At 73.1% G+C, this 21,119-nt stretch carries 24 protein-coding genes; 13 read left to right on the plus strand and 11 right to left on the minus strand.

Going from position 1 to position 21,119, the window contains the following annotated elements; all coding sequences use genetic code 11:
- Positions 1-83: 83 nt before the first annotated feature.
- The 3 genes from AB0G63_RS25080 to AB0G63_RS25090 all read left to right on the plus strand — a co-directional run bounded on the left by AB0G63_RS25080 (position 84) and on the right by AB0G63_RS25090 (position 4,206).
- Positions 84-2,537: a helix-turn-helix domain-containing protein gene (locus tag AB0G63_RS25080; protein WP_360754288.1), complete on the plus strand. Its 2,454-nt coding sequence runs from the start codon at positions 84-86 to the stop codon at positions 2,535-2,537.
- 585 nt (positions 2,538-3,122) lie between these two features.
- Positions 3,123-4,013 carry an SDR family oxidoreductase gene (locus AB0G63_RS25085; RefSeq protein WP_360754174.1) on the plus strand — a complete coding sequence of 297 codons (891 nt, stop codon included), beginning with the start codon at positions 3,123-3,125 and terminating at the stop codon, positions 4,011-4,013.
- 55 nt (positions 4,014-4,068) lie between these two features.
- On the plus strand, positions 4,069-4,206 hold the full coding sequence (locus AB0G63_RS25090) for a hypothetical protein (protein ID WP_360754177.1): 138 nt from the start codon (positions 4,069-4,071) through the stop codon (positions 4,204-4,206).
- A 51-nt stretch (positions 4,207-4,257) separates the two neighbouring features.
- Here the strand turns inward: AB0G63_RS25090 and AB0G63_RS25095 are convergent, their stop codons facing one another.
- Positions 4,258-4,758: a hypothetical protein gene (locus AB0G63_RS25095; RefSeq protein ID WP_360754179.1), complete on the minus strand. Its 501-nt coding sequence runs from the start codon at positions 4,756-4,758 to the stop codon at positions 4,258-4,260.
- Positions 4,759-4,780: 22 nt separating this feature from the next.
- Entirely contained in the window at positions 4,781-5,302 is a 522-nt protein-coding gene (locus tag AB0G63_RS25100) for an ATP-binding protein (RefSeq protein WP_360754182.1), read from the minus strand.
- 187 nt (positions 5,303-5,489) lie between these two features.
- Between AB0G63_RS25100 and AB0G63_RS25105 the strand changes: the two genes are divergently transcribed.
- On the plus strand, positions 5,490-5,720 hold the full coding sequence (locus tag AB0G63_RS25105) for a DUF397 domain-containing protein (RefSeq protein WP_324789546.1): 231 nt from the start codon (positions 5,490-5,492) through the stop codon (positions 5,718-5,720).
- Positions 5,721-5,944: 224 nt separating this feature from the next.
- A complete protein-coding gene (locus AB0G63_RS25110) occupies positions 5,945-6,865 on the plus strand; it encodes a helix-turn-helix transcriptional regulator (RefSeq protein ID WP_360754185.1) in 921 nt (306 codons plus the stop codon).
- A 12-nt stretch (positions 6,866-6,877) separates the two neighbouring features.
- Here AB0G63_RS25110 and AB0G63_RS25115 read toward each other — a convergent pair whose 3' ends face one another.
- Both AB0G63_RS25115 and AB0G63_RS25120 read right to left on the minus strand, forming a co-directional pair.
- Positions 6,878-7,699, minus strand: coding sequence for an SAM-dependent methyltransferase (locus tag AB0G63_RS25115; RefSeq protein WP_360754291.1), 822 nt, complete (start codon positions 7,697-7,699; stop codon positions 6,878-6,880).
- Positions 7,700-7,808: 109 nt separating this feature from the next.
- Positions 7,809-8,396, minus strand: a complete 588-nt coding sequence (locus AB0G63_RS25120; protein ID WP_360754188.1) for a TetR/AcrR family transcriptional regulator — start codon at positions 8,394-8,396, stop codon at positions 7,809-7,811.
- Positions 8,397-8,553: 157 nt separating this feature from the next.
- Between AB0G63_RS25120 and AB0G63_RS25125 the strand changes: the two genes are divergently transcribed.
- The 4 genes from AB0G63_RS25125 to AB0G63_RS25140 all read left to right on the plus strand — a co-directional run bounded on the left by AB0G63_RS25125 (position 8,554) and on the right by AB0G63_RS25140 (position 11,518).
- The gene (locus AB0G63_RS25125; protein ID WP_360754189.1) at positions 8,554-9,573 is read left to right on the plus strand and encodes an aldo/keto reductase; all 1,020 of its coding nucleotides are present in this window, start codon (positions 8,554-8,556) and stop codon (positions 9,571-9,573) included.
- Positions 9,574-9,692: 119 nt separating this feature from the next.
- Positions 9,693-10,589: a PfkB family carbohydrate kinase gene (locus AB0G63_RS25130; protein WP_360754192.1), complete on the plus strand. Its 897-nt coding sequence runs from the start codon at positions 9,693-9,695 to the stop codon at positions 10,587-10,589.
- Between the two features lie 88 nt (positions 10,590-10,677).
- Positions 10,678-10,965, plus strand: coding sequence for a DUF2945 domain-containing protein (locus tag AB0G63_RS25135; protein ID WP_360754194.1), 288 nt, complete (start codon positions 10,678-10,680; stop codon positions 10,963-10,965).
- 67 nt (positions 10,966-11,032) lie between these two features.
- On the plus strand, positions 11,033-11,518 hold the full coding sequence (locus tag AB0G63_RS25140; protein ID WP_360754197.1) for an MSMEG_6728 family protein: 486 nt from the start codon (positions 11,033-11,035) through the stop codon (positions 11,516-11,518).
- A 29-nt stretch (positions 11,519-11,547) separates the two neighbouring features.
- Here the strand turns inward: AB0G63_RS25140 and AB0G63_RS25145 are convergent, their stop codons facing one another.
- On the minus strand, positions 11,548-11,985 hold the full coding sequence (locus AB0G63_RS25145; protein ID WP_360754200.1) for an OsmC family protein: 438 nt from the start codon (positions 11,983-11,985) through the stop codon (positions 11,548-11,550).
- 73 nt (positions 11,986-12,058) lie between these two features.
- Positions 12,059-12,235 carry a hypothetical protein gene (locus AB0G63_RS25150; RefSeq protein ID WP_360754202.1) on the minus strand — a complete coding sequence of 59 codons (177 nt, stop codon included), beginning with the start codon at positions 12,233-12,235 and terminating at the stop codon, positions 12,059-12,061.
- Positions 12,236-12,396: 161 nt separating this feature from the next.
- On the opposite strand from AB0G63_RS25150, the gene AB0G63_RS25155 reads away from it, so the two are divergent.
- From AB0G63_RS25155 to AB0G63_RS25170, 4 genes are all read left to right on the plus strand, one after another.
- On the plus strand, positions 12,397-12,774 hold the full coding sequence (locus tag AB0G63_RS25155) for a UBP-type zinc finger domain-containing protein (RefSeq protein ID WP_360754205.1): 378 nt from the start codon (positions 12,397-12,399) through the stop codon (positions 12,772-12,774).
- 100 nt (positions 12,775-12,874) lie between these two features.
- A complete protein-coding gene (locus tag AB0G63_RS25160; protein ID WP_360754208.1) occupies positions 12,875-14,197 on the plus strand; it encodes a phospholipase D-like domain-containing protein in 1,323 nt (440 codons plus the stop codon).
- 107 nt (positions 14,198-14,304) lie between these two features.
- Positions 14,305-14,775, plus strand: a complete 471-nt coding sequence (locus tag AB0G63_RS25165; RefSeq protein ID WP_360754294.1) for a TrkA C-terminal domain-containing protein — start codon at positions 14,305-14,307, stop codon at positions 14,773-14,775.
- A gap of 6 nt (positions 14,776-14,781) precedes the next feature.
- Entirely contained in the window at positions 14,782-16,014 is a 1,233-nt protein-coding gene (locus tag AB0G63_RS25170) for a cation:proton antiporter (protein WP_360754210.1), read from the plus strand.
- 19 nt (positions 16,015-16,033) lie between these two features.
- Here the strand turns inward: AB0G63_RS25170 and AB0G63_RS25175 are convergent, their stop codons facing one another.
- From AB0G63_RS25175 to AB0G63_RS25195, 5 genes are all read right to left on the minus strand, one after another.
- On the minus strand, positions 16,034-16,543 hold the full coding sequence (locus AB0G63_RS25175) for a hypothetical protein (protein WP_360754213.1): 510 nt from the start codon (positions 16,541-16,543) through the stop codon (positions 16,034-16,036).
- Between the two features lie 314 nt (positions 16,544-16,857).
- Positions 16,858-17,277: an ATP-binding protein gene (locus AB0G63_RS25180; RefSeq protein WP_360754297.1), complete on the minus strand. Its 420-nt coding sequence runs from the start codon at positions 17,275-17,277 to the stop codon at positions 16,858-16,860.
- A gap of 174 nt (positions 17,278-17,451) precedes the next feature.
- Positions 17,452-17,901 (minus strand): response regulator, encoded by a 450-nt coding sequence (locus tag AB0G63_RS25185; RefSeq protein WP_360754216.1) that lies wholly within the window; start codon positions 17,899-17,901, stop codon positions 17,452-17,454.
- Entirely contained in the window at positions 17,898-19,442 is a 1,545-nt protein-coding gene (locus AB0G63_RS25190; RefSeq protein WP_360754300.1) for a CHASE3 domain-containing protein, read from the minus strand. Before AB0G63_RS25190 ends, AB0G63_RS25185 begins: the two co-directional genes overlap by 4 nt.
- A 108-nt stretch (positions 19,443-19,550) precedes the next feature.
- Positions 19,551-20,777, minus strand: coding sequence for a fused response regulator/phosphatase (locus AB0G63_RS25195; protein ID WP_360754219.1), 1,227 nt, complete (start codon positions 20,775-20,777; stop codon positions 19,551-19,553).
- Positions 20,778-21,119: the final 342 nt, after the last annotated feature.

Consider the following 21,119-nt stretch of genomic DNA (forward strand, 5'->3'; position numbering starts at 1 on the left):
CGCGCCGGGTCCCTGCGTGGGTCCGGTACGTGCCGTGGCCACCCCGGGCCGACGCGTCCATAGGTACATACAATTTGCGCGTGATGATCGAGGACACCAGGTCGACCGCACCGGGACGGGAATCGTTCGGTGTCCTGCTTCGGGCGCTGCGGGAGCGGGCCGGGCTGACCCAGGAGGAACTGGCCGATCGCGCCGGGGTCAGTGCCCACGCCGTCGGCGCGCTGGAGCGCGGGGCACGCAAGCGCCCGTATCCGCACACGATCCGGTCGCTCGCACTTGCCTTGGACGCCACCCCGGGTGACCTGGCCGCGCTGGTGGAGGCGAGCTGTCGGCGGCTGAGCGCCGACCCGCACCCGCAGAACCCGACGGAGAGCGACGGGGCCGTACGGGGGCTGCCGGCCGCGCCCGGCACCGCGCTGGTCGGCCGGGATCGGGAGGTCGCCGAGGTCTGTGCGCTGCTGCGAAGGCCGGAGCGCCGTCTCGTGACGCTCACCGGGACCGGAGGGGTCGGCAAGACCCGGCTGGGTGTGGCGGTGTGCCGAGCGGTGGCCGCCGAGTTCCCCGACGGGGTCGTCTTCGTGCCGCTCGCTCCGGTCGGCGACCCCGGGCTCGTGCTGTCGGCCGTCGGACACGGCGTCGGCCTGCGGGGCGTGGAAGAGGCCGAGGGCGGCGACATCGCCTCGGCGCTCGTCGAACAGCTGCGTGAGCGGCGGTTGTTGCTCGTCCTGGACAATTTCGAGCATCTGGCTCCCGCCGCACCGGAAGTGGCCCGGCTGATCGCCGCCTGCCCGCGGCTGAGCGTACTGGTGACCAGCCGGGCCGCGCTGCGGGTCGGCGCGGAGACCGAATACCCGGTACGGCCGCTGGCACTGCCCACCGCCGGTGAGACCGCGGTCGAGGACATCGCCACCGCGGCGGTGCGCCTGTTCGTGGAGCGAGCCCGGGCCGTGTCACCCGGATTCCGGCTGTCGTCCGAGAACGCCCCGGCCGTCGCCGCCGTCTGCACCCGGCTCGCCGGCATTCCGCTGGCCCTGGAGATCGCTGCGGCCCGGATGCGTTTCCTGGATCCCTCCCTGCTTCTCGCCCGGCTCGACGAGGCGATGTCCGGCGGTGGCGACCCCGACCTGCCGGAGCGCCAGCGGACCATGCGGGCGACCCTCGACTGGAGTTTTTCCCTGCTGGGCGAGGCCGAGCAGCGACTGCTCAGACGCCTCGCCGTGTGCTGCGACGGTTTCACCCTGGAGGCGGCAGAGGCGGTGGGAACCGGCGAGTCCGGTGGCCGTGCCGACGGAGGCCGTGATCACGCCGGCCCGCGGGGCCCCGGCACTCCTCGCGGCACCGGCAGCGGAGTGCTCCCCGCCCTCGAAGCCCTCGTGACGCAGTCCCTGGTCGTCGTCGACTCGGGCAGCACGGCCGGCGCACCGCTCCGCTATCGACTGCTGGAACCGACAGCCCAGTACGCCCGGACCCTTCTGGACGCCGACCCCGCCGAGGCGCGGAACGCGGAGCGCGCGCATGTCGGCTGGTGCCTGGAACTGGCCGAACGGGCCGCCTCGCAATACCGGGGAGCCGACCAGGTGCGCTGGCTGGAGGTGACCGACGCCGAGCACGGCAACATGACCCGGGCGATCCACTGGGCGCTCTGCGACGGCTCGGCGGAGACCGCGGGCCGACTGTGCTGGGCCCTGTGGCTGTACTGGTGGCTGCGGGGCCATCTGCTGTACGGCCGCCGGACGCTGGAGGCGGTCCTCGAAGGTCCACTGTCCGGTCCGCTGCACACGCGGGTCCTGTGCTCTGCCGCCTCCATGGCCTTCGCGCAGGGCGACTACGAGGTGGCGAGGGGCCGTTGGCGGCAGGCATACGGGCAGGCCGAGGCCGCCGGGGACCTCGAAGGGCAGGCACTGTCCCTGCCGGGCATCGCGCTGTGCGCGCTGGCCACCGGCGATCCCTGGACCGCCGCGAGCCTGCTGCGCGGGGCGGTGCCCGTGGCGGAGCGCGCGGGGGCGAGGAGCGAGTGGATCGGCGCACTGATCCATGTGTGGCTGGGCACCGCGGTCATGCTGGAGACCGGGCCCGCACAGGCCGTGCCGCACATCGAGCGCGGGCTCGCCGCCGCCCGCCGCCGGGGCGACCGCCTGGCGATCTACGTCGCCCTGTTCAACCTCTCCCAGGCGCGGATCGAACAGGGCGACCACGAGCGGGCCAGGGCGCATCTGGAGGAGGGCGTCCGGCTCTCGGAGCAGACCCGTGACCTCGCCAATCTGGCCTACTTCCTGGACGTGCTGGCGGTGGTCGAGGACGCGGCGGGGCAGTCGGCGCGGGTGGCGGTCCTCCTCGGCGCGGCCCAGTCGCTGCGCGAGGCCGTCGGCTCCGACGTGTACGGGTACTACCGGCCGGACGAGTCATTGCGGCGGACTGCGGCGGACCGCGCCCGCGCCGCGCTGGGCGGGGACGCCTACGACGACGCGGTGGACCTGGGCAGGTCGTTCGATCTCACCCGGATCGTCGACTACGCGACGTGCCGGCCCCCGCACTGAACGTGGCGGAGTGTACGGGTGCTGTGCGAGGCACGTCCGCACCGGTGCCCGGTCCGGGCCCCGCGGACGCCGCCGTCGGCGTGCCGTCCCCCGGACGCACCCGGTCCGCCGGCCGAAGGCGGTCTGCTGGAGGGCGAGGCGGTTCCCCCGCGGTGTGCCGGGCGATCGGGCGTGTGCGAGCCCGCGGCCTCGTACCTGCCCCAGACGGTCGTGGTCGGCGCCGCCGGCGCTCACCCTGGGCTGGAAGTCCGCGGTACGCGGGGCCTTTCGCCGTTCCCAAGCTGGTTTCGTCCTGCCCGCCGCGCACCACACCGACGTCTGCCCCACCGCCCTCGGGATCGTCCTGGCCTCCGTCTACGTCGCCGGTCCGGTCTTCCGGCCGCACCGCCAGTACCTGCGGATGGGGTCGACGGCGTCGCCGTCGTGGTGCTGTACGGCGTCGGCGTCGCGGGTCCGGCCTCCATCGGGTCCTGGGCCGCCCGGCCGGCCGCGCGGCCGAAGAGGGCTTTTCGACGGGCTTGATCAGGGAACCCGGTGGCCCGGGCACAACGCCCGAGCGAATCCCGAACCGATGAGGAGGCCGATGTGAGCCACGAGCGGGACGCCCAGCAGGACCCGACCACGCAGCACCCCCGGCCTGACTTCCCCTCGCAGGACCAGCCGCATCCGGGCTGGACCGGCCCGATGGACCCGCCGCCCGACCACGGCGAGGAGTCCTACCGCGGTTCCGGGCGCCTGGAGGGCCGCAAGACGGTCGTCACGGGCGGGGACTCCGGCATCGGCAGGGCCGTCGCGCTGGCCTACGCCCGTGAGGGCGCCGACGTGCTGTTCACCCACCTGGAGCAGGAGGCGGACGAGGCAGGCGAGACGTCCCGGCTGGTGGAGGAGGCGGGCCGCAAGGCGGTCGCCGTCTCGTGCGACATCCGCGAGGAGGACAACTGCCGGGCGCTGATCGAGCGCGCGGTCGCGGAGTTCGGGCGCATCGACGTCCTGGTGAACAACGCCGCCTACCAGATGTCGCAGCCGGACGGCATCGAGGCCATCACGAGCGAGCAGTTCGACCGGGTGCTGCGCACGAACCTCTACGGGATGTTCTGGCTGACCAAGTTCGCCCTGCCGCACATCCCCGCGGGCGGCAGCGTCATCAACTCCGCGTCGGTGCAGGCGTACAAGCCCAGCCCGCACCTGCTGGACTACGCGATGACCAAGGGCGCGATCGTCACCTTCACCCAGGGCCTGGCGCAGATGGTCGCGGAGCGCGGCGTCCGCGTCAACGCGGTCGCGCCCGGCCCGGTGTGGACGCCGCTGATCCCGGCGACGATGCCCGACACCGCGGAGTTCGGCAAGCAGAGCCCGCTGGGCCGTCCGGCGCAGCCGGCCGAACTGGCGCCGGCGTACGTCTACCTCGCCTCCCAGGACGCGAGCTTCGTCACCGCGGAGATCCTCAACGCCACCGGCGGCACGCCGCTGCCGTAGGCCCCGGCCCGGTCACGCACCCCACCACCCATCGAGCTCACCCACGGAGGCTCACGTGAGCACCCACACCCTTGCCCTTCAGCCGTCGGCGGGCGTCGTCCCTCCCTGGGCCGCCGTCGCCGCCCTGGTAATGGTCATGACCGCGGTGCTGGTGGCGCGCACCTGCCACAGGGGAGACAGGTACCGGAGATGAGACCGGCGCCGCAGGCGGGCCGGTGACCGCCGCGCCCTGGCCCGGTGGCCGTCAGCGGGCCAGGGCGGAGGCGAGTTCCCGGGTGGCCTGGACGAGTTCGGTGTTCCGCTCGGCGAGCAGGCGCGGGATGGCGCCGCTCTGGTCGCGTACGGCGCGGCGGGCCGCCGACTCCCATTCGACGTAGTCGTTGTGGTGACGGCGCAGCTTGGGGTAGGCGGCGGCCGTGGTCTCCCACTGCCGCGCGTCCGCGATGTTCCTCAGCAGCCGCAGGATCCGCGCCCGGCAGGTGACCTGGGGGCGCTGGGCGAGGTCCCACAGGAAGGGGACGGTGACGGCGGTGGCCTGGCCGACGACGAAGCCGTACTGGCAGATGCGGTGGCGCAGTCTGTCCAGCGCGGTGTCGGCGGCGGCCGGGTCGCCGGAGGCGATGGCGGCGAGCAGGAACGGGATGGCCGCGGCGGACCCGGTGGCGTCCTCGATCTCGCTCCAGGGCACGCGCGCCAAGTCCCCGAACACCGGGGCAGGTTTCGTCTGCGTCGGGACGCCTGTCATGGCTCTTCTCCGTGCCGTCGTCTCAGGGGCACGACCGGGTGGGCAGCATGGCCCAGACGGTCTTGCCGGTGGGGTTGCCCCTGGTCCAGCCCCAGTGTTCGGACAGGGCCTCGACGATGTGCAGGCCGCGTCCGTACTCTTGCAGCGGGCTGGTCAGGGGCCGGTACAGGGGCAGGCTGTCGCTTCGGTCGGTGACCGCGCACACCAGGTGGCGGGGGCGCAGGGTGAGCTTCAGTCGCGCCTCGAAGGCGGTCTCGTCGGCCGGGGTGGGCGGCCGGGCGTGCAGCACGGCGTTGCCGACGAGTTCGCTGACGACGGCGAGCGCGTCGTCACGGCACTGCTCCAGCTCCCAGGCGGCGAGGGTGCGGCCGGTGAAGTCCCGTGCCCCGGCGCAGCCGTGGTCGTCGCCGGTCAGCCACAGGGTGGCGGTCAGCGGTGCGTCGCGCCGGGGAGCACCGGCCGGTGGGGGCCGCTTCGCCGGCCGGGCGGGCGGGACTTCCGCACCAGGCCCCGACCAGGGTGCTGGGTGCACGGGCAGCGACACAGCGCCTCCCTGAGGTGACGTCAGGACAAAGCGTCAGCGCGGCGGTTGACGCCTTGGTTATTATCCACGCCGTCAGCGACTTCGTGCAATTTCACGGGAAATTGCGCACGGTCGGGTGAAGGAGCCGTCACGCGGAGCACGCCGCTTCAGGGCGGCCGGCGTGACGGAACACGTGGAGGAGGACGCCGTGGCATCGGTTCCGAACGGGGTGCGGGCGAGTTCATTGGGCGTCGACTGGATCAAGAGCCGCCACAGCAACGCCGAGGGCAACTGCGTCGAGGTCGCGGCCCTGGCCGGCGGAGGCATCGCCATGCGCAACTCCCGTGATCCGCACGGGCCGGCGCTGATCTACACGCCGGCCGAGGTGGCCGCCTTCCTCGCGGGCGCGAAGGAGGGCGAGTTCGACCATCTTCTGTGACCCGGAGACACGACCGCCACCACACCCGGCGACGGCCAGGACACAGCCCCGAGACGGCCCGTTCTCCGCGGCCCCGAGGCGGCCCGTTCTCCGCGGCCCCGAGACGGCCCGTTCTCCGCCAGCCGGGAGGCGGACAGCGGCGCTCCGCTTCGGTCGGTGCATGCGACAGTGAGTCCCGCAGTGCGATAATGCGTCCTGTCGCCGTCTGCCCACCGGGAGTCAGGATGCCCTCCGAGTCACCGCGTATCTCCCGCCTGGAAACGTATCTGAGCCGCGCCGAACCCGCCCCGACCCTGCTGAAGATGCTGGTCGGCGTGCAGTTGGCAGGCCTCCGGGAGGACGCAGGCCTCGCTCAGGAGCAGGCCGCCCGCGCGGTGGGCTTCAGCGCGGCGAAGCTGTCGCGGATCGAGGCGGGCAAGGGCCGTCGGCCGCCCACCGAGGCGGACGTCCGCGCGCTTCTGGAGCTCTACAAGACCGGGGAGCACGAGACGTCGGTGCTGCTGCAGTTGCTGCGGCGGGCCGGGGAGCCGGGATGGTGGCAGCGGTTCGACAAGCGGCTGATGCCGGAGTGGTTCGACCGGCTGGTCGGGCTGCAGGAGGCGGCCGACGCCATCCGTACGTTCGAGATCCAGTACGTGCCCGGACTGCTGCAGACGCCGGCCTACACGCGCGCCGTGGTGGAGCGCGGGCTGCCCACGGCGACGGGCCGCGAGGTCGAGCGCCGCGTCGAACTGCGCATGCGGCGGCGGGAGTTGCTGGAGCGGCCGGATGCGCCACAGCTGTGGGCGATCATCGACGAGTCGGTGCTGCTGCGGGTACTGGGCAGCCGAGAGGTGATGCGGGAGCAGCTCGAGCACCTGATCAGGATGGCCCGGCTGCCGCACGTGACGCTCCAGATCGTGCCGCTGGACGTCACGAACGCCTCCGCGCCCGCCATCCCCGTCACCTATCTGCGGTTCGGCGGCGCCGACCTGCCCGACGTCGTCTACCTCGAGCACATCAGGAGCGCCACGTTCTTGGAGGACCGAGACGAGACGGAGGAGTACCGGGTGACTCTGGACCGGCTGGCCGACGAGGCCCTCAACCCGCGCGAGTCCCTGGCCCGCCTCCGCGACACAGCAGTCCAGCGGTACGCGGAGACGTGACCGGGAGACCGGCTAGCGCAGGCGCCCCACTCCCCCGAACTCGATCCACTCCTGGGTGAGCTGACGGGGCGCCACCTCGGTGTCGGGGCGCCAGGTGGACACCTCCACGAGGCCCGGTTCGAGGATGTCCATGCCGTCGAACCACTCCGCGACGTCCTTCTCCTCGCGCACCCGCCCCCAGTTGCCCTGCGTAACCTGCCCCATGAAGTCGGTGACGAACTTCCGCACCTCGGGGTCGTCGCTGACCAGCTGGCACATCACCAGATGGCTGCCCGGCACCAGCCGTTCGGTCACCCGCCGGATCACCGCGAGGGGCCCGTCGGTGTCGCTGTCCGGGATGCAGTGGAACACCGAGTTGAACAGCACCGCCACCGGCTGGGAGAAGTCGATCAGCCGCTGGGTGTCGGGGTGGGACAATATGCTCTCGGTGTCGCGGAAGTCCGCCTGGATGACGGCGGTGCGCTCGTTCTGCTCCAGCAGGGCCCGGCCGTGCACCAGGACCATCGGGTCGATGTCGACGTACACCACCCGCGAGGACGGGTCGACCGCCTGGGCAACGTGGTGCACGTTGTTCTGGGTGGGCAGCCCGGATCCGTGGTCGAGGAACTGCCGCATGCCGTATTCCTCGGCCAGCGTCCTGACCACGCGCTGCAGGAAGCGCCGGTTGTTCAGGGCCAGCGCCCGCGTGCTCGGCACCACCTTGTCCAGTTCCTCGCAGGCGGCCCGGTCGGCGGCGTAGTTGTCCTTGCCGCCGAGGTAGTGGTCGTACATGCGCGCAGCCGTCGGCACCGTGGCATCGATCTTGGTGGACAGCTGCTGCTTCCCGGACTCCATCGTCTCCCCAACTCCCTGCGCGCACCCGGCGACCTCGCCCTTGAGGCAGTCCATCCTAGGGACACGTCACCTTGTACGACCACAGGTTGACGGTACGTCAGACAGGGAGTCAGCTCCGCCGCAGTCCCGCGACGAGGAGTCCGACCAGCCGGCGCGCGTCGTAGCGGGGATCGCTCTCCGCGCCGATGCAGAGGTTGCCGACGCCACGCATGAGCGCGAAGGCGTCCATGCCGGGGCTGATCTCGCCGGCGTCGGCCGCGGCGTCGAGCAGCCGGGCGCACACGGGCACGAGGCGGTCGAGGAAGTAGGCGTGCAGCGCCTCGAAGCCGGCGTCGTCGGACCGCAGCACGGCGGCGAGGCCGTGCTTGGTGACCAGGAACTCGACGAAGCGGTCGATCCACTCCCGCAACGCGTCGTAGGGGGTCGCGCAGCTCGCCAGCAGAGCCGGGCCGGCCTCGGCGCAGGCTTCGACCTGGTGCCGGTAGACGGCGATGATGAGGTCCGCCCGCGTCGGGAAGTGCCGGTAGATCGTGCCCAGTCCGACGCCGGCCTTGGCCGCGATGTCCCGCACCGGCGCCTCCACGCCCGAGGCGACGAAGACCGCGGCGGCCGCGTCCAGCAGCGTCTCCTTGTTGCGCCGGGCGTCCGCCCGCCTGGACGGGGCCGCGCGCCCCGCGCCCTCCTCGCCGTCGTTCACGGCGCACTCCTTCCACAGCCGGGCCTTGCTAAACGGAACAACGTTCCGTATCTTCATTTCCGGAACGACGTTCCGCTTTCTCATGATGCCAGAGCGGGAACCCCCGGCCAAGCCGTGCCCCCGCCCGCACCCCACCCCTTCCCGGAGGAACACCGCCATGCAGTACCGCACCCTGGGCCGCACCGGCGTTCAGGTCAGCTCCCTCGCGCTCGGCGCGATGAACTTCGGCAGGATCGGACGGACCACCCAGGACGAGGTCACCGCCCTCGTCGACACCGCTCTCGATGCCGGGATCAACCTCATCGACACCGCCGACAAGTACGGCGACGGCGAATCGGAGGAGATGACCGGCAAGGCGATCGCCGGACGCCGCGACGACGTCGTGCTGGCCACGAAGGCCGGACTGCCCATGGGCGACGGGCGCAACAGCCAGGGCGGTTCGCGCCGTTGGCTGGTCACCGCGGTGGAGGACAGCCTGCGCCGTCTCGGCGTCGACCACATCGACCTGTACCAGATCCACCGGTGGGACCCGAACACCGGCGACGAGGAGACCCTGTCGGCGCTGACCGACCTGCAACGCGCGGGCAAGATCCGCTACTTCGGCTCCTCGACGTTCCCGGCCCACCGCATCGTGCAGGCCCAGTGGGCGGCCCGCGAGCACCGCCTGGGCCGGTACGTCACCGAGCAGCCCAGTTATTCCGTCCTGCAGCGCGGGGCCGAGACCCATGTGCTGCCGGTGACCGAGGAGTACGGCCTCGGCGTGCTGGTGTGGAGCCCGCTGGCCTCCGGCTGGCTGTCGGGCGCGATCCGCGAGGGCCGGGAGATCACCACCAACCGTTCGACGTTCATGCCGCAGCGGTTCGACACCACCCTGCCCGCCAACCGGGCCCGGCTCGACGCCGTGGAGCGGCTGGCCCGGATCGCCGACGAGGCCGGCCTGACCATGATCCAGCTCGCGCTCGGATTCGTGACCGCCCACCCGGCCGTGACCAGCGCGCTCATCGGCCCGCGCACGCAGGACCACCTGCGCGCACAGCTCGCCGCCGCCGACACCGTGCTGTCCGCCGACGTCCTCGACGCGATCGACGCCGTCGTCGCCCCCGGCGTCGACCTCGCCCCCCACGAGAAGAACGACACCCCGCCCTCCCTCCTCGACCCGGCACTGCGCCGACGGTGACCGTCCCGCCGTCCCGCCCGCAACTGCCACGCCCACGCGGCGGCCGTCCGTTCCTACACTGACCGCAGGCCCAGGCAGGGGAACCGGGCGGGAGACCCAGGGACGAGGAGGTGCCGCGGGTGACGTCGGCGACGCGGAAGCGGCCCGCGGGTCTCTTCGTCGGCCTGTGCACCCTGGACGTCATCCAGCTCGTCGACCGTCCGCCCGGTCCGGACGAGAAGGTGACCGCGCGGGAGCAGGTCGTCGCCGCGGGAGGCCCGGCGGCGAACGCGGCGGCGGTCTTCAGCCACCTGGGCGGTACGGCCGCGCTGCTCACCGCGATCGGCCGGCACCCCCTGGGCGTGGCCGCCGCGACGGACCTCGCCCGGCTGGGCGTGCGCGTGACGGACCTGGCGGCCGACTCGCCCGGACCACCGGCCGTGTCCTCGATCCTGGTGACCGCCTCCAGCGGGGAGCGCGCGGTCGCCTCGACCAACGCGGCGCGGCACCGGCTGCTCCCGCCCGACGGCCTCGACGAGCTGGTGGCCGGCTGCGACATCGTCGAGTCCGACGGCCACCATCCGCGGCTGGCCCTGGCGGCCGCCCGCGCCGCACGTGCCGCCGGCCGCCCGGTCCTCTACGACGGCGGAAGCTGGAAGGACGGCACCGACCGCCTGCTGCCCCTGACCGATGTCGCCGTCTGCTCGGCCGACTTCCACCCGCCCGGCACGGGCTCGCCCACGCAGGTGCTGGAGTTCCTGCGGGCCCACGGCGTCACCTGGTCGGCGGTCAGCCGCGGCGGGCGGTCCATCGTGTGGGCGGGACCCGAGGGAGGCGGCACCGTGGACGTGCCCGCCGTCCGTGTGGCGGACACGCTCGGCGCAGGGGACGTCCTGCACGGGGCCCTCGCCCACCGCCTCGCCGCCCAGGGCCCCCTGACGACGCGGGTCTTCGTCACGGCCCTGCGGGAAGCCGCCGCGCTCGCCTCACAGGCGTGCGCGATGTTCGGCACCCGCGCCTGGATGCTCGGCCGGTGACCGGGAACCCGTCGAGGTGCGTCCCGGGGTGACCGCCGTCAGAGTGGACCGCGGACGTGCCCGACCCCGCCCACGAGGAGGCCGGCCCATGGCCAAGGACAGGGACAGCTCACCGAAGAAGGACTCGGAGAAGGCATCGGAGAAGGCATCGGGGGGAACGGAGGAGGAACCTCGCAAGGGCGACAAGGTCGCCTGGCGCACGCACGGCACCGAGACCACCGGCACCGTCGAGCAGAAGATCACCGAGCGGACGGAGGCGGCCGGACGCCCGGTCGACGCCTCGCCCGACGACCCCCAGTACCAGGTCCGCAGCGACAAGTCCGGCCGGTCGGCGGTGCACAAGCCGTCCGCCCTGAAGCGGAAGAAGCAGGCGTAGGCGCAGGCAGCGGGCCCGGACGCGGTGGACTCCCCCCGCCCTCCCGGCCCGGAACGGAAACCGCCCCATGCAGACGTTTCTGCCCCACCCCGACTTCCGGCTGTCGGCGCTGGAACTCGACCGGCGTCGGCTGGGCAAGCAGCGCGTCGAGGCGCTCCAGGTGCTGCGCGGCCTGACCGTCCCGGGGTACGGATGGCGTCACCACCCCGCCGTGCGCATGTGGACCGGGTACGAGGAGGCGCTCGTGCGCTACGGGCTGGAGGTCTGCCGGGTGTGGCGCGAGCTGGGCCACCAGGACAGCTGCGCCGCCACCCTGGTGGCCGACTTCGCCGCCTTCCGCCCCGGCACTCCACCGCGCGGCCAGGCGGAACTGGCGGCGGCCGGCGAGCTGCCGCCGTGGCTCGGCGACGAGGCCTTCCACCTCAGCCACCGGTCCGCCCTCGTCCGCAAGGACCCGGACGTCTACGCCGCCAGGTTTCCCGGAGTGCCGGACGACCTGCCCTACGTCTGGCCGGACTCCGACCGGCGGCACGCGGACGGAGCCGGCCGCTGAGCGCGTCCGTCCGCGGCCATGGGCGGACCTCAGACGTCCTCGACCGTCGCCGTCACCGGCGTACCGGTCTCGACCGTGCGGCTGACCGTGCACAGCCGGTCGTGCGAGGTCCTGACCGCGCGGGGCAGGATCGCGCGGGCGCGGTCGGCGCCCGCGCCGTCCTCGAAGGCGACGGAGAAGGTGACCGTGAGGTCGGTCAGCCGGTTGCCGAGTTCGTCGTCGGTCTTCCGGCCGGTCACGGCGACGGAGAACCGGGTGGGCTCCGCGTGCCGGGTGGTGGCGAGGTCGACGTCGACCGCGGTGCACCCGCCCAGTGCGGCGAGCAGCAGCTCGACCGGGGTGAACTCCTCCGCCCCGTCGGGACCCGCACCGGTGCCGAAGCTGATCGTGCCGCCGCGGGCGTTGGTGGCGGTGAAGCGGCCGGGGCCGGTCCGCTCGACGGTGACGGAGCGCAGATCGTCGGTCATGACGGCGACCCTAACGCGGACGTGCCGAGAAGGTCACAGGCTTTCTCGCCCTCGGCCGTGCGGCGGCCCGGTGTCAGCGCCGGCGGCGCGGCACGGGCCATGCGCTGCCGATGCCCGCCAGGTGCAGGGCCAGCGCGGTGAGGCCGAGCAGCATCACGTTGGTCGAGGTGAAGGTGTCGTTGGTCGATATGTCGGCCGCGTTGATGAGAAACGCGATGAAGAACAGGACCGCGGAGAAGATCGCCAGCACGGGGAGCCGTCCCTTCGGATCGTCGAATCCGTCACGGTGCGTGCGGTCCTGATGCCCCCGACTCGCCGGGGCACACGCCGCAACCGGAGGCCGGTCCGCGGCGGAATCACTGTCGGTGCCTGTCGGCGGGCGCGGACGAGGAGGGCTGAGGAGCCATGGACATGTGGAGGGTACGTCCGGACGGCGGCCGGCCGGAGGGGCGTGGCTGCGCTCACCTGGGCGGGACCGCTCCCGTCGCCGTGCCGGAGCGCCCGCCGGGCTGCGCCCGGTGCGCGGCCCGCGGGCGGACCTGGCTGCACCTTCGGATGTGCCTGACCTGCGGGCACGTCGGCTGCTGCGACAGTTCCGCCGGAGCCCACGCGACCGCGCACTACGAGGAGACCGGGCACCCGGTGGCGTGCTCCGCCGAGCCCGGCGAGGCGTGGGCCTGGTGCTACGCGGACGAGGTCTATCTGGAGCCGGCGCCCGGCGCCCGTCCGGACCCGGCGCCCGGCGTCCGTCCGGACCCGGCGCCCGGCGGCGGAAACGAGGCGCGCTGAACGGGCCGTACGAGGGGCGATGCCGGGTATACGTACGCGCGCCCGCCGCGGACCGCGTCCGTGGCCGGCCCCGGCGTGGAGGACGAGAGGAGCACGGGAGATGACCCTGCGGTCGGTGGAGACACCGGACACGCCGTCGCCGAAGCCGGAGCCGCTCGCGGCTGCGACTGTTGCGACGACGGCGACGACGTCGGCGGCGGCGACGGCGACGGCGACCGCTGCGACCGCTGCGACGGCCGACGCGAGCGACGGCACGACGGACCGCACACGCGTCCGCAAGCAGCGGCTGCGAAGACGGCTCGAACGCCTCATCGGCATCGCCGCGACGGAGGGCAACGACCTCACGCCGCTGCGCAACGGGGACGCCATCTTCCCCGCCATGCTGGAGGCGATCCGCTCGGCGCGGCACACGGTCGACATGATGACCTTCGTCTACTGGCGCGGCGATATCGCCCACGAGTTCGCGGACGCCCTCGCCGAACGCGCCCGGGCCGGACTGCGGGTGCGTCTCCTCCTCGACGGGTTCGGCGCCCAGAAGATCGAGCAGGACCTCCTCGACGCCATGGACGCCGCGGGCGTGCAGGTCGCGTGGTTCCGCAAGCCGGTGCGGCTGTCCCCGCTGAAGCAGAACCACCGCTGCCATCGCAAGGCCCTCGTCGTCGACGAGACCACCGCCTTCACCGGAGGGGTCGGCATCGCCGAGGAGTGGTGCGGCGACGCGCGTCATCCCGGCGAGTGGCGGGACACCCACGTCCGGGTGCGGGGCCCGGCCGTCGACGGCATAGCCGCCGCCTTCGCGCAGAACTGGGCCGAGTGCCATGACACGCTCCACGACGAACGCGACCGCTTCATCGAGCACGAGCAGGTGGGCGGCGCGACCGTCCAGGTGGTGCGGGGCTCGGCCAGCTTCGGCTGGCAGGACATGCAGACTCTGATCCGGGTGGTGCTGGCCTCGGTGGAGGAACGCTTCCGGCTGTCCACCGCCTACTTCGCCCCCGACGACTACTTCGTCGGCCTCCTCGCGGACACCGCCCGGCGTGGGGTGCGGGTGCAGATCCTGCTGCCCGGCCCGCACACCGACCAGCGGGCCTGCCGGCTGGCCGGACAGCAGCACTACGAGACGCTGCTGGCGGCGGGCGTCGAGATCCGCGAGTACCAGCCGACCATGCTCCACACGAAGATCATGACGGTCGACGGCGTCGCGTCGCTGATCGGATCCACCAACTTCAACCGGCGTTCGCTGGAGCACGACGAGGAGGTCATGCTCGCGGTCCTGGACGAGGAGTTCACCGCGGCCCTGGACCGCGACTTCGACGCGGACCGCGAACGGAGCGCCCCGGTGGACCTCGCCCGGTGGCGGCGCCGGTCCCTGCTCCAGCGGGCCAGGGAGACCGCCGTCACACCGATCAGACGGTTCCTGTAGACCGGCCCAGGCCCGGCTCCCCGGCACCGCCCGATAGGGTGTCGTTAAAGAATCACCCAAGAAACACCCAAGTCTCGAACAGGGGGGCAGCCGTGGGCGCCACGCGCATGAGCAGTACGCCGTTGCCGGGCATCGGGGTCCGTTACGACCTGACCACGCGGGAGCAGCAGCGCCTGTCCGTGGTCGCGCACCGGGACGGGGCGCGGACCCTCAGCGCGTACCGCGAGGACGATCCCGACGCCTGCGCGCTGTCCGTCCGGCTGTCGGCCGGGGAGGCGGAGGCGCTCGTCGGCGCGCTGATGCCCGCGCACCACAGGGCGGGGCTGCTGTCGACGACCGAGCTGGGGCTGGTGGCCGAGCGGATCGAACTGGCCGCCACCTCGCACTGGAACGGGCGGCTGCTCGGCGACACCCGCATGCGGACGCAGACCGGAGTGTCGATCGTGGCCGCGCTGCGCCTGGCCGAGGCGATCCCCTCACCGGGACCTGACTTCCGGCTGGCCGGCGGCGACACCCTCATCGTCATCGGCACCCGTGAGGGCGTGGAGGCTGCCGCCGCGATCCTCGGTCGGGAGTGATCCGGCATGCACTCCTCCGCCGTCTTCCTCATCGAATTCGGGGCGATCATCCTCGCCCTGGGGCTGCTGGGCCGGCTCGCCGGGCGTTTCCGGTTCTCCCCCATCCCCCTGTACCTGCTCGCCGGGCTCGCCTTCGGGCAGGGCGGACTGCTGCCGCTGGACACCAGTGGGGAGTTCGTGGCGATCGGCGCCGAGATCGGCGTGATCCTGCTGCTGCTCATGCTGGGCCTGGAGTACACCGCCAGTGACCTGGTGTCCAACCTCAAGACGCAGTACCCGGCGGGGCTGGTCGACGCCGCGCTGAACGCCGTACCCGGCGCCGTGGCGGCGCTGCTGCTGGGCTGGGGGCCGGTGGCCGCGGTGGTGCTGGCCGGAGTGACGTGGGTGTCGTCGTCCGGGGTGATCGCCAAGGTGCTCGGCGATCTCGGGCGGCTGGGCAACCGGGAGACCCCGGTGATCCTCAGCATCCTGGTCCTGGAAGACCTCTCGATGGCGGTGTACCTGCCGATCATCACCGCGCTGCTGGCCGGGACGGGGCTGGCGTCCGGCAGTGTCACGCTGGCCGTCGCCCTCGGTGCCGCCGGGCTGGTGCTGGTGGCGGCGGTGCGGTTCGGCCGGCACATCTCACGCTTCGTCTCCAGCGACGATCCCGAGAAGCTGCTGCTGGTGGTGCTGGGGCTGACCCTGCTGATCGCCGGGCTCGCGCAGGAACTGCAGGTCTCGGCCGCCGTCGGCGCCTTCCTGGTGGGCATCGCGCTGTCCGGCGAGGTCGCCGAGGGCGCGCACAACCTGCTGGCCCCGCTGCGGGACCTGTTCGCCGCCGTGTTCTTCGTCTTCTTCGGCCTGCACACGGACCCCTCCAGCATTCCGCCGGTACTGCTGCCCGCCCTCGCGCTGGCCGTCGTCACCGCGCTGACGAAGATCGCCACCGGTTACCTGGCGGCGAGGCGGGCCGGCGTCTCGGCCAGGGGACGCTGGCGGGCGGGCGGCGCCCTCGTCGCGCGCGGCGAGTTCTCCATCGTCATCGCCGGACTCGCCGTCACCGCCGGGGTCGAGCCCTCCCTGGGCCCGCTCGCCACGGCCTACGTGCTCATCCTGGTCGTCGTGGGCCCGCTCACCGCCCGCTGGACCGAGCCCGTGGCGCTCCGGCTGACCGCCCGCCCGACCAGCCCCGCCCCGGCGGCCGAACCACGGCCCGCGACCGTGCCCGCGCTCGCGGAACCGAACGAGAGCGACTGAGGCGGGCTCCGGCGGGGCTCTAGCGGCGGCCCAGTTCCAGCACGCCCAGCGCGAACTCCTGGTGCGGCGGGGCCGCGCTCGCCAGGAGGACGAAGCGGGCGCCGGGTACCTGGGCCAGGGCGTCGCCGAGGTAGTGCTCCTCCTCGAACCGCTCGGTGACCAGGTCCATGGGCCCGCCGAAGCCGAGCAGGAGCAGCGCGAGCAGGCGCCGGCGCGGTGACACGATCTCGGAGAGCGGGGGCACGTCACCGGCCGGCGACACGTCGTCCTCCAGCGGGTCCAGCACATCCTCCACGGGCTCGCCGGTGGCCGCCACGAGGTCGTCGGCCAGCAGGTCCAGGGCGTCGTAGAGGGAGGCGGCGGCGCCGCGGGCCGCGAACCTCTCCGCGCCCAGCGACCGGAGGTGCTCCACGTCCAGTGCCAGGTTCTCGCCGTAGGCGACCGCGAGGTAGCGTCCGCCGCACCACTCCGGTCTGCGCCGGTCGCCGTCCGCCTCCGCGAGGCGGCGCAGCGCTTCGTCCACGTCCATGCCGCGCAGTCTGCCAGCCCGGCGGACCCGGCCCGGCGGCGGGATTCCCCGTCGGACACCACACGGCGGCGTTGCCGCCGGCTCGGGGATCGAGGGCAACGCCGCTGGGGTGCCGGGTCTTCGCCATTACCTGCCCCGGCGTCCGGGCGTCTGCCCGGGCACCGCGCCGTCATGCTCGGCCGAACGGACGAAACCCCGGCCGCGGTGAAGCCGGGGCCGGGGCGGGCGGGATCAGCGCCGGGGCCGGGGGCGCTGTCGTATCAGCGCCGCCCGCCCTGGGGTGCGGTCATATCGACGCCGCCGTGGGGTGCGGTTCAGGCGGCCAGCGGGCGGCCGGCCGCGCCGTGGGGCGTGTCGCGCAGGGAGATCCGTACCGTGACGCGCTTGCCCACCGGCTCGCGTGTCACCTCGTAGGACTCCACCAGGGCCAGCACGATCTCCAGGCCGTGCCGGCCGAGGCGCTCGGGGTCCGGGGCCTGCGGCGCCGGCAGCCGCGGGTCGGAGTCCCAGACCGCGATCTCGACCGTGTCCCCGACGATCCGCAGGTCCGTCAGCACGGGGCCGGGCGCGTACTTGCGGGCGTTGGTGACCAGCTCGCTCACCACCAGCTGGGTCACGTCCACCGCGCGCACGGACACCGGCACCCCGTGCCGGGACCGCGCTCTGCCGAGGAACGCGCCCGCCACGCGGCGGGCCTCGGCGATGGAACCGTCGTCCCCGTCGAAGCCCGCCATCGCCTGTATCCGCTCAGCACTCGGGGCGGTGTCGTCCTCGTCCCGGGACGTCCACTCCATACGGCTCGCCTTCACCACGCTCACGCCGTCACTTCTACCCCCGCTGGCGCAAGCATGCAGTCCCGACCCGATCGGCTCACGGATCGAGACGTATCTCACCCACGCGGGGGCGCTTCAGCCGTGGCTGCGGGGCAGCCGAACCACCTGGACGAAGAAGTCGTCGATCTGGCGGACCGCCGCGATGAACTGGTCGAGGTCCACCGGCTTGGTGACGTAGGCGTTGGCGTGCAGCTTGTAGCTGCGCAGGATGTCCTCCTCCGCGGCGGAGGTGGTGAGCACCACCACGGGGATGTGGGACAGGTCCGGGTCGGACTTGATGTGCTCCAGCACCTGCCGGCCGTCGTACTTGGGCAGGTTCAGGTCCAGCAGGATGAGGTCCGGCGTCGGCGCGTCCGCGTGCTCGCCGCGCCGGTGGAGGAAGTCGAGCGCCTCCTCGCCGTCGCGGACCACGTGCAGCGTGTTGCCGATCTTGTTGTCCTCGAACGCCTCCCGCGTCATCAACTCGTCGCCGGGGTCGTCCTCGACCAGGAGGACGTCGATCGGGGTGGCGCCGGGCTCGGTCATGTCAGGGCCTTTTCGTCGGTGTCGTGAGGCGCGTCGTCGCCGGCCTCGGCGGTGAGCGGCAGGGTGAAGCGGAAGCGGGTGCCGTCGGTGTGACCGGGGTCGATCCATATCCGGCCGCCGTGGTACTCGACGATCTTCTTGCACAGGGCGAGTCCTATGCCCGTGCCCCCGTAGGCGTCCCGGCTGTGCAGCCGCTGGAAGATCACGAAGACCTTCTCGGCGAACTCCTGCGGGACGCCGATGCCGTTGTCGGTGACGCTCAGCAGCCAGCTGCCGGGGTTCTCGGCGCTCTCCTCGCAGGTGATGCGGATGTCCGGGGCGCGGTCGGGGTGGCGGAACTTGACGGCGTTGCCGATCAGGTTCTGCCACAGCATGGCCAGCAGCATCGGGTCTCCGACCACCCGGGGGAGCTTCTCCGGGCGTTCGAGGCGCGCCTGTGCCTCGGTGACGGCGGTGTCCAGGTTGGCCAGCGCCTTGTCCAGCGCCTGGTCGAGCTCGACCGGCAGATGGGCGTCGTTGACCCGGCCGACCCGGGAGAAGGTGAGCAGGTCGTTGATGAGCACCTGCATGCGTTTGGCGCCGTCGACGGCGAAGGCGATGTACTGCAGGCCTCGCTCGTCCAGCTTGTCGCCGTACCGCTTCTCCAGCAGCTGGCAGAAGGAGGCCACCTTGCGCAGCGGCTCCTGCAGGTCGTGCGAGGCGACGTAGGCGAACTGCTCCAGTTCCGCGTTGGAGCGGCGCAGCTCCACGGCCTGGACGTCGAGGTCGGCGGCCTGCCGGGTGAGGAGGTCCTGCTGGGTGCGGGAGGCGTCGAGTTCGGCGACGATCCGCTGCCGCATGTCCTCCACGGCCGCGGCGACGGCGGTGACGTCCTTCGGCCCCCCGCCCGTGATGACGTGGCTGTACTCGCCGCGGGCGACCCGGCGGGAGGAGTCGCGCAGCGCCGCCAGCGGGCGGGCCACCAGCAGCCGGATCAGCACCGTCAGCACCGCGCCGGTGAGCAGGAACAGGACCACCAGCGCGGTGAGGACCGCCGCGCGGACGGTCCGCTGGTGCGCCAGCCGTTCCTTCTCGGCGTGCACGGCCCGGGTGAGGTCGGCGGTCTGCGCCGCCCACTGGGCGCGCACCGTGTCGAAGGCCTTCCGGCCCCGCTCGGCGGTCGCCTTGTCGATCGTCCCCGGCTGTCCTTCGGTGACGTCGGCGATCAGCGGCTCGGCGTAGGTGCGGCGCCAGGTGTCCGCGTTCCGCTCCACCGACCGCAGGTCCTTCAGGAGGGCGGGCCGGTCGCCGACGAGCGCCCGCAGGCGGGCGGCCGAGCGGGCCTCGTCCCGCCTGCCCTGGGAGTACGGTTCGAGGAACTGCCGGTCGGCGGCGATGGCGTAGCCGCGCACCCCGGTCTCCTGGTCCACCAGGGCCGCCTGCAGCCGGTACGCCTCGGTCTGGGCCGGCAGGACGCGGTCGGTCAGCCGGTCGGTGATGTCCGCGGTCTGTCCGAGCAGCCGCGCGCCGATGACGGTGCCGACCACCACCAGCACCATCATCAGGGCCACGACCAGCTGGAACCAGCCCAGCACCGTCAGCCGAGGACCGCTCGGCGGCCTGCTCGTCCTGTCACTCACGCACAACTCCGACCCGTTCGTCCGGCTCGTTCAGTTCCAGCTCAGATGCAGGACGGCGACGTCGTCGTCGAGACCGCCCTGTTGTTCCGCCAGCGCCTCCGCACGCTGGATCAGCCCGTCGACGAAGTCCTCCGGCGCCAGCCCGGCCGTCTCCCGGGCCAGCCGCAGCAGCCCCTGCTCGCCGAGGCGCTCCGGCCCGCGTCCGACGTACCCCTCGAACAGGCCGTCGGTGAACAGCACCACCGCCGCTCCGGGCGGCACGTGGAACTGCTCGACCGGCCACCGGGCCCGGCCGGGCACCACGCCGAGCGCCGGTCCGGCCGGCACCTCCACCCACTCCACGCGCGCGTCCGGCGTGCGCAGCAGCATCCCCGGGTGCCCGGCGCGGATGATGCGGGCCCGGCGTTCACCCGGCGCCGCGGTCAGGGTGGCCAGCGTGGCGAACATCTCGGTGCGGGCCCGCTCGGCGACGAGGATCTCCTCGAGCCGCGCGATCTGCTCGGCGCCCGTGACACCGCTGAGCACGAGGGTGCGCCACGCGATCCGCAGGGCCACGCCCAGGGCGGCCTCGTCCGGTCCGTGTCCGGACACGTCGCCGATCAGCGCGTGCACGGTGCCTTCCGTGCTCTGCACTATGTCGAAGAAGTCGCCGCCCAGCAGCGCCTGGGAACGGCCGGGGCGGTAGCGCGCCACGACCTCGACGCCGTCGCCGCGCAGCAGCGGGCGCGGCAGCAGGCCGCGTTCCAGGCGGGCGTTCTCCCGGGCCTGGAGCTGGCTGGCGCGCAGTGCCACGGCCGCCCGTTCGGCCTGCTTGCGCTGGATGGCGTAGCGCACGGCCCGGCCGAAGAGGTCCGGTTCGACCCGCCCCTTGACCAGGTAGTCCTGGGCGCCGGCCGCCACCGCGGCCAGGCCCGTCTCCTCCTCGGCCAGTCCGGTGAGGACCACCACGGCCACCTGGTCGGCCTGCGCCCGGATCTGCGAGACCGCCTCCAGCCCCCGGGCGTCGGGCAGGTTGAGGTCCAGCAGCACGCAGTCCGGTTTCTCCCGCAGCAGGGCGTCGCGGGCGTCGGTCATCGAACGGACCCACCGCAGCCGTATCCGCAGGGCGCTGTCGGCGACCAGTTCCTCCACCAGCAGCGCGTCGCCGGGGTCGTCCTCGACCAGCAGCACCGTCGGCTCGCGCCACTGCCACGGCACGCCGACGTCGACGCGGACGGGAGAGGCCGACCCTGCAGCCCTCGGCTGCGACGTCACCATTGTCCTGCCTTCCCCGCCTCACGTCCGCCCCGACCGTTGTCGGCCGACAACAGTCGGGAGCATACTCGCGTCCCGATCTCCGTGCCGCACGGTCCGGGCACGTCCGCACCTCCCGACCTGTGCTTCCGCTCCCAGTGCCGCCGCCTCCCCTCCCGGCCGCTCCCGGTACGGCGGGGCGCCGAGCGCGGCGGGCCCGGAGGCGGCCGGAGGGGGAAACATACCGAACCCGGGCGGAGGCCGGGGGCACGACCGAGCCCCGCCGGGTGCGTCGGCTCCCGGCGGGGCGCGGAAAGGCACGGGGAAGGGGTCCGCGGCATGCGGCCGCGGCCCGGTGGACCGGAC

This window comes from Streptomyces sp. NPDC020996, assembly GCF_040641355.1.
Lineage (GTDB): Bacteria > Actinomycetota > Actinomycetes > Streptomycetales > Streptomycetaceae > Streptomyces.